The sequence below is a fragment of the Enterococcus sp. HMSC061C05 genome, from assembly GCF_001814765.1.
GTDB classification, from domain to species: domain Bacteria; phylum Bacillota; class Bacilli; order Lactobacillales; family Enterococcaceae; genus Enterococcus_B; species Enterococcus_B lactis.
Genome location: NZ_KV817748.1, coordinates 93,718 through 100,342, shown reverse-complemented (window position 1 = coordinate 100,342; position 6,625 = coordinate 93,718). Strand labels below are relative to the sequence as shown.

9 protein-coding genes are annotated in these 6,625 nt (G+C 36.8%); 8 read left to right on the top strand and 1 reads right to left on the bottom strand.

Going from position 1 to position 6,625, the window contains the following annotated elements:
* Position 1: 1 nt before the first annotated feature.
* Genes HMPREF2988_RS08725 through HMPREF2988_RS08700 form a run of 6 tightly spaced genes read left to right on the top strand, consistent with a single transcriptional unit; the run spans position 2 to position 2,935 of the window.
* Positions 2–382: a DUF1310 family protein gene (locus HMPREF2988_RS08725; protein ID WP_083314624.1), complete on the top strand. Its 381-nt coding sequence runs from the start codon at positions 2–4 to the stop codon at positions 380–382.
* Positions 375–596: a hypothetical protein gene (locus HMPREF2988_RS08720; RefSeq protein ID WP_070770448.1), complete on the top strand. Its 222-nt coding sequence runs from the start codon at positions 375–377 to the stop codon at positions 594–596. Before HMPREF2988_RS08725 ends, HMPREF2988_RS08720 begins: the two co-directional genes overlap by 8 nt.
* Positions 597–619: 23 nt before the next feature.
* Positions 620–1,024 (top strand): DUF1310 family protein, encoded by a 405-nt coding sequence (locus HMPREF2988_RS08715; RefSeq protein WP_070770447.1) that lies wholly within the window; start codon positions 620–622, stop codon positions 1,022–1,024.
* On the top strand, positions 1,017–2,261 hold the full coding sequence (locus HMPREF2988_RS08710) for a hypothetical protein (protein ID WP_070770446.1): 1,245 nt from the start codon (positions 1,017–1,019) through the stop codon (positions 2,259–2,261). The genes HMPREF2988_RS08715 and HMPREF2988_RS08710 overlap by 8 nt, the downstream gene beginning before the upstream one ends.
* A gap of 10 nt (positions 2,262–2,271) precedes the next feature.
* Positions 2,272–2,637, top strand: a complete 366-nt coding sequence (locus HMPREF2988_RS08705; protein WP_010732001.1) for a hypothetical protein — start codon at positions 2,272–2,274, stop codon at positions 2,635–2,637.
* Entirely contained in the window at positions 2,630–2,935 is a 306-nt protein-coding gene (locus HMPREF2988_RS08700; RefSeq protein ID WP_002312086.1) for a hypothetical protein, read from the top strand. Before HMPREF2988_RS08705 ends, HMPREF2988_RS08700 begins: the two co-directional genes overlap by 8 nt.
* Positions 2,936–3,096: 161 nt before the next feature.
* Here the strand turns inward: HMPREF2988_RS08700 and HMPREF2988_RS08695 are convergent, their stop codons facing one another.
* Positions 3,097–3,762: a helix-turn-helix domain-containing protein gene (locus tag HMPREF2988_RS08695; RefSeq protein ID WP_070770445.1), complete on the bottom strand. Its 666-nt coding sequence runs from the start codon at positions 3,760–3,762 to the stop codon at positions 3,097–3,099.
* 125 nt (positions 3,763–3,887) lie between these two features.
* Here HMPREF2988_RS08695 and HMPREF2988_RS08690 point away from each other — a divergent pair, with 125 nt between their 5' ends.
* Positions 3,888–5,924 (top strand): DUF1430 domain-containing protein, encoded by a 2,037-nt coding sequence (locus tag HMPREF2988_RS08690; protein WP_070770444.1) that lies wholly within the window; start codon positions 3,888–3,890, stop codon positions 5,922–5,924.
* A gap of 3 nt (positions 5,925–5,927) precedes the next feature.
* Positions 5,928–6,566 carry an ABC transporter ATP-binding protein gene (locus tag HMPREF2988_RS08685; protein WP_070770443.1) on the top strand — a complete coding sequence of 213 codons (639 nt, stop codon included), beginning with the start codon at positions 5,928–5,930 and terminating at the stop codon, positions 6,564–6,566.
* Positions 6,567–6,625 lie beyond the last annotated feature (59 nt).

Sequence of the window (6,625 nt, the reverse complement as noted above, 5' to 3'; positions counted from 1 at the left end):
ACTGATCGGATTACTCGTACTTTTAGGAATGGGAGGAAAACTAGTGATAGACAAACAAAAGGAAACAGAAAAGTTGCAAGAAGAAATGATTGAAATCGTGAAAAGCGAAGAGGCGAAACAGGTAGTTGAAGAAGGTTTGAAGAACTTGGACTCTAAAGCGCTGACCCCAGAAGGAGTGATCCAATCTTATGAAATCGATTACGACAGTATAGAACATAATCCGATGGGCGGGATTATGTTTACAGCATATTTAAATAATGATAAGGAATTGTATCTCCATGATTCTTTGAATAAATATAGAAATGAAGAGTTAGAAGGTGGAGGAAGCGCACTTTCACCTAAACTTAGCGAATTATTGAAAGAGAGTACAAATAATGACTAGTTATTATAGTGATAAAGAACATGTAGAAATTGCCCAGTTAGAATACAGTAAACTAAGTATAGGACAAGAGCTAAAAATAAAAGACAAAACTAAGACAATCGGCTACGTCTCCCAAGTCATCAACAACCCCTCCGGTGAACAGTCTTTTGTCATCACTCATACGGACCGCTTTGTTTCCCCGGTTGCGCCATTGCCCGAAAGACTGGTGAGATAAATAAAACTAAAAAAGGAGCCTAAATGAAAAAGAAAAAACGGTGGCTGATTCCACTGATCGGATTACTCGTACTTTTAGGAATAGGAGGAAAACTAGTGATAGACAAGCAAAATAAAGCAGAAAAGTTACAAAAAGAAATGATCGAAGTCGTGAAGAGCGAAGAGGCGAAACAGGTATTTGAAGAAGGCTTGAAGAACTTGGACTCTAAAGCATTGACCCCAGAAGGAGTGATCCAATCCTATGAAATCGATTACAACAGTATAGAACACAATCCGATGGGTGGGATAAATGTAACTTTATTTATAAATAAAAAGAATTCTCAAGATATAGAGTTTAATATGACTAAAAAAGAAGGGAAATTACTATTAGAAGGAGTAGATTTATCAGGTGATTTATCCAAAAGAATAAAGGAGAAAGGATATGAATAACTTTTACACAGATGAACAAAGAGTTCAGATAGCTAAAAAGGAATACAATAATTTAAAGCTAAAAAAAGAACTAAAGATAGATGGAGTGAACATATTAATCGGCTACGTCTCCCAAGTCATCAACAACCCCTCTGGCGAACAGTCTTTTGTCATCACCCATACGGACCGCTTCGTTTCCCCGGTTGCGCCATTGCCGGAAAGATTGGCGGTTAAAGAAGTAACGGTGCTTTATCGCGGTTCGACAGGCTTAGATAAAGTCAAGGAACAAACTGGCGATGTGTGGCAAGACTGGGTCGTCAACAATGTGGATATGGCACGTAAGATCCTCGCGGCTGAACAAGGCGCACCGCCCCCGCAATTAAGAACGTCTGCGGAGACCTTGAAGGAAGCGATGCGCCAGTATCCTAATGCCCAGTTTTTCGTCTATGGTCATTCTTTAGGCTCCATGAATGGACAATATGCTGTCGCTGATTTGTCATTGGAGGAAAGCAGGCGTCTTAGTGGAGGATATTTTTTCCAAGGACCCAATATTTATACGGTATTGACGCCAAGTCAGCGCGTGACCGCTGATCTTCTGACGAGGTCAGGAAAACTGCATAATTATGTCGATGAGAAAGACTTGGTACCAATCGGCTATAGCAAAGACAAGCCGATGATCGGCCGAATGCGCCCAGTGTTGTCTAAAAAAGTCGGGTGGGTCGACCAGCACATGTGGGGTGGATATCAGTATGACCAATTCGGGAATGTCTTGCTTGATACGAAAGGAGAACCTGATGTGATCGGGTTGGAAACCCAGCAGCGTCTTGCCGGCATCGAAAACGTGAAGAGACACTTTCTAGCAAAAGGCAGTCTATCTTCTGCTCAAAAAATATTTTTGGATGCATCACAAGCCAAAGCGATTACTAGTGGGTACAAAAAAACAGTGGAGACAGAAATTAGTGAATTAAAGAAATGGTTCCAAACAGAAATCAGAAATGCCAATGAATTATGGCAAACGACAAAATTAGACGCCCGCTATTGGGGAGCAAGTTTGACACATTATGAAGAACTGGAAGCACTTGATTCTTGGGGAGTAACGGAACGGAGTATACGGATAGACCCAATAAATGAATATGAACGAACAGTAGCAACGCTTAGAAAATCAGAAGAAGAGCTTGAAAGGCTGTTAAGAAACATTGAACAAACGATCAATAGGCAAGTAGATTCTGATCATGAGCTCAGCCATTACTTATTTTAGAGGTGAATAAATGGAACAAGAAATCAGAAGGAAAATAGAAGAAACCGAAGAAATTTATCGTAAAAATCGCGTAGCATTAGAAAACCATCTGGATTATCTGTCGAATGAGCAAAGAAAATTTCAACGCTATTTAGAAAATATCTCTGTGCAAATCAATGCCACCGCTAAACATTATGAGACCAACCCTCCCGAAAATAAAAGGGCAGTCTATCGTCTCTTAGAACAAGCAAGTGAAGAATCACGGCAACGAACACGAGCAACCCAACGGAATCTGGAAGAACGACTACATGAAAATCAATCTATATATAACAAAAAGATCCGTCAGTATGAAGAAGAATACAGAAAATCAAAAAGAGAGGGAGAATCCTATGTTTGAATTCGATTGGATCATGAGTGGGGTAGATGCTTTACTTGAAGGAGCAAATAATGAATTAATCCAGCAACGAAAGAATCTGGAAAAACAACTCATCCGTTTACTTGTAGCAAGTCCCAGCAAAGCTACATCCCAAACTAGAAAATCCCTCACACGAGAAAGAAAAAGCCAAGGAGCAACTAAACTGAAGAATGCCAGTGATACCTATAAAAACAATGTTTCTGCTGCCGCCAAAGGCCAATGGGTAGATGCGGCATTAGACAATGTTCAAAGCGTCTCGGATCGGTTAAGGAGGTTGTGAGAGCAGTGCTTCTCCAGAATAAACATCTCTGCCTAATCAAATTTTTCGATTAGGCAGAGATGTTTATTTATTTAACGACTTTCATCTCAAGGTTTCTCCAATTAACTCGTGACCCTATTTTTTGATAAGATCATGTGCATTGATTTTTTCTATTCTCCTACTTAATGCCTATCTGGCTCCTGAGGGGTTCTTTTTACGGCGTCGTCATAGTCTTGGCTGAGGATCTCTTGGTAATCTGAGGGAATGGCTTCCCAAGAGAGCAGGCGAACGTTCATGACATGTTTTCCTTTGTGTTTGATTACAGCATGATTCTTACCTTTTTCTACCTCGCCAGCGTGAAAAGACAGCCATGTACCATGACCAAAGATATCATTACATACCCAATGTTCGATGGAATTGTCTACGTATCCTACAGGGAGTGTGGTATAGCCTATTTGTGGTTTCAAAAAAGGGTTGAATCGATCAATCGTTTCATTTTTGTATTGATAATTGATAAGAAAAAGATAGACCAAACATAAGACGAGCAGAAAGAAAGATAGTGTCTTTTTGAGTGATAATGGTGGTTTTGATGAATAAGATTTCTTGATAACAAGAGGTTCATCCGGCAATGTTGGTTCTATTGATTCGGCAGTTGGCTCAATAGAAGGAAAATCAATCGGCAGACCTAAAGTCTGATGTAAAAGTGACAGCATTTCAAGATCTGGCATTGTACGAGAATTTTCCCAACTAGAGATCGTTTTATCGGAAACACCGATTTTTTCACCTAGTTCTTTTTGCGTAAGGTTACAATTTCTGCGGTAAGTTCGTATTTTTTCTCCGATGTTCATCTTCTTCTCCTTTCGATTCTACAGTATATAGATTTATTCTACATGACCTATACACTTGATAGATACGTTTTTTTGATGAAAAACGGTATGATTTTATCGAAGAATCATTTAAGTAAGGGAGAGTGGTGATAATCAAAAAAAAGTTCACAGTTTTACTCACAATCATAGTGATCGGTATCATGATTGGTTTTGCTTTGGTTAGTATAAATAAACAGGTACTCTATCGGACAAATAAATTTTTCCACCAAACGGATGCTTATACTCCGATTCGATTGCCACAACATTTTATTGAGCGAGAAGAATATGAGCAGCTAATCATGGTATTTGAAAATGTATCTTCAGAAACTGAGCTTTCTTATATGAAAAAAACCGTAAACGAATCCAATGAAGTAGATACATCTTGGAACTTCAAGATACAGCCAAAGCTTGAAATGACATTGTATTATCAAGGGAATGTCAAATCTTCTCACGAGAAGGTACCCTATTCTAATACCTCCTTTCACGTAATGTCCATTGAAGAATCGATCAAAATAAAAGATTTTGAAGGTGAATTTTTCTTGATGACGAGAGAAAAAGAAGACTATGAACGGTTCATTTCACTATTTGTGGAACGATTCAATCAAGCATTTCACACTGGTTATGCGACTGATGTTTTTGAAGATTTTGAAAATAGCTATCTGTATTCGGTTATTTCAAGTACAGACGTATATAATTATCGAGTGTATTTAACTATTGGGTTGATTCTTTTATTCCTTTTGTTACCATCCTTTTTCTTATTGATGAATAAAGAAATCAGTTTATTGTTGAATAATGGCTTTTCATTACATCAAGTATTGTGGTGTTTATTGGGGAAAAAGAAAATCATTACTACATTTATAATTGCAGGAATTATTGGTGGTTTTATTTTTATGTATTATAAGGAGCAATTTCTTTATTTGTTCCAGATGTACGTTTTCTTGTTCAGCGGAATATATGGTATCTCTTTGTTTTCTCTTTTATTAGTTGAAAAAATCGCTTCGTTAAGAGAAGCGTTCAACTATATCCAATACATTCTTTTTACATTTGGATTGTTGTTTTCTCTTCTTTTGACCGTTGCCAATGTCGAATTAGCAACTATCGTTTTTTCTTCTTCACAGTTAGCTGTTTCCCATGAACCGCCAAAAGAAATCGCTGATGAAGACTATCATGTGTTTTATCCAGTAACGATCGGGAAAAACCATGTGGATTTTATTTATTCCAATCGTTTTGCATCAGCAGCAGATCAGGAATTATATGAAACTTTGAATAAAAACGGAAGTGTATTAGTCAATGTATCAGATTACTTGAATGAAGAAAATGAACAGTTTGGCAGAGGGATAAAAATAAATCTAAATTATCTTAAGAAATTTCCTTTGGTTGATGTCTCTGGAAGGTTGATCCAAATAACCGAAGAAGAAACACACCCTGTTATATTGATCCCTGAACGATATAGATATACAGATTTAAAAAATGACCTAGCGCAAATAACAGAATATTATCAAGAAATCAGTGAAAAAGAACCGAAATTTCTATTTATAAAAAACAATCAACCCATTTATACATTTATTCCTTCTATCCCATGGATCGAACATTATCCGGTTGTTGAAATACTGACATTGAAAAACAGTACGTATTGGGAAAGGAATATTCTCAGCGGAGAAATCTATCCGCCGTTAAAGATCAAGATAGGCTCTTTGTCGAAAGAAAGGTTATTTGAGCTGATTGAAGAAAGTCAGTTACGTGATAACTTGCAGTTATCATTTCCGTATACTCAGACTGAAGAGATAGCTGTCAAAGTGTTAAGCAGATCATTTCATTACTTGATACAGATATTTTTACTCACTTTCTTTTCTTTCTTCTTGTTGAGCTATGTCATGTTATGCATATATTTTGTCTACAATTGTCGGAAAATCGCTATCTTTCGTTCAAGTGGTTATTCGCTCTTTGAAACGTATAAAGATTTCTTCATGATGAACCTCATCAAATGGGGAATGACAAGTGTAATCTTCCTTTTTCTTATAGAAAGAGAGCCTAAATATCTTTTTAATATTATTTTCTTTAGTTTCATTGATTTTATTCTGTCAGTTGTTTTTATTTTGTCTACAGAAAAGAAAAGTCAATTATTGTTGATGAATGGAGGTTAACAATTGGAGCCGTTGATAGTGATAAAAGGTGCGAAAAAAATCATTCGAAACAAAACGATTCTTCATTTGGATCATTTTACTGCGGATGCTGGAGATCTTGTGACTGTTGTTGGAGAAAGTGGAGCAGGTAAAAGTACGTTATTGAATATATTAGGATTGAATGATCGGTACAGTTCAGGACAATTCTATTTGTTCGATCAAGAGACGAAACAATTAACTGGAAGAGAGAAGCGCTTGATAAAAAGAAATACCATATCTTTTCTTTTTCAAGATTTTGGGTTGATTGAATATGAAACGATCGATTTTAATTTAGATATTGGATTGAAGTTTTCGAATTTAAATGCTTCGGATAAACGAATAGCAAAATATGAGGCATTGAAAAAAGTAAATATAAACAAGAAGCTAAGTACGCCTATCTACACATTATCTGGTGGTGAGAAGCAAAGAATCGCCTGTGCGAGAGTCTTATTGAAGAATAGCAAAATCATTTTAGCCGATGAACCAACTGGATCATTAGATAAACGACATAAGGAGCAAGTCGTTGAAATCTTATCGCAACAGGCTTCCCAAGGTACGTTAGTTATCGTGGTCACGCATGATCCATATCTGACCAAAATAGGAAACAAGAAGATCATGCTTTAGGAAACAAATGAAAAAACAACCTTTTTTCCAATAAAAACAACAAAAAAATGTCTGAAAAA

Excerpts from the sequence above, each read along its gene's own strand:
- HMPREF2988_RS08720 (WP_070770448.1), top strand. The coding sequence starts at position 375 with ATGACTAGTTATTATAGTGATAAAGAACATGTAGAAATTGCCCAGTTA.
- HMPREF2988_RS08715 (WP_070770447.1), top strand. The coding sequence starts at position 620 with ATGAAAAAGAAAAAACGGTGGCTGATTCCACTGATCGGATTACTCGTA.
- HMPREF2988_RS08710 (WP_070770446.1), top strand. The coding sequence starts at position 1,017 with ATGAATAACTTTTACACAGATGAACAAAGAGTTCAGATAGCTAAAAAG.
- HMPREF2988_RS08705 (WP_010732001.1), top strand. The coding sequence starts at position 2,272 with ATGGAACAAGAAATCAGAAGGAAAATAGAAGAAACCGAAGAAATTTAT.
- HMPREF2988_RS08700 (WP_002312086.1), top strand. The coding sequence starts at position 2,630 with ATGTTTGAATTCGATTGGATCATGAGTGGGGTAGATGCTTTACTTGAA.
- HMPREF2988_RS08695 (WP_070770445.1), bottom strand. The coding sequence starts at position 3,762 with ATGAACATCGGAGAAAAAATACGAACTTACCGCAGAAATTGTAACCTT.